A 342-nucleotide genomic window follows, 5' to 3' on the forward strand; every position below is an offset into this window, starting at 1 on the left:
TATTAATGAGAAGTGTGCTTTAAATTGTTTTTTAACTCCATTCTCTAAATAATCAACGGTGAACCAGTAATCAGTTGAAGGAAGGTTTTCTAGGTTGTAAGTACCATCCCAAAACTCTTCACCTCGTAACTGTTTGATTAGTTTACCATATCTATCAAAGATGTAGATGTAATCTGTATCTTGTAAGCCTGCGATGAACCAACCATCGTTAATACCATCTCCATTTGGAGTGAAATATTGTGGATAGTTAATCACAAATACCGTTTGAACTAAATAAGTACATCCTTGTGTATCAATTACTGTTATCGTATGAGGTCCAGAACTTACATTCGTAAATACATT

At 33.6% G+C, this 342-nt stretch carries 1 protein-coding gene; it reads right to left on the reverse strand.

The window, feature by feature from the left end; genetic code table 11:
* On the reverse strand, window positions 1–342 hold a 342-nt coding region (locus OJ995_RS13555), incomplete at both ends, for a T9SS type B sorting domain-containing protein (protein ID WP_264369919.1).

The sequence above is a fragment of the Flavobacterium lacisediminis genome (genome assembly GCF_025909975.1).
Taxonomy (GTDB): domain Bacteria; phylum Bacteroidota; class Bacteroidia; order Flavobacteriales; family Flavobacteriaceae; genus Flavobacterium; species Flavobacterium lacisediminis.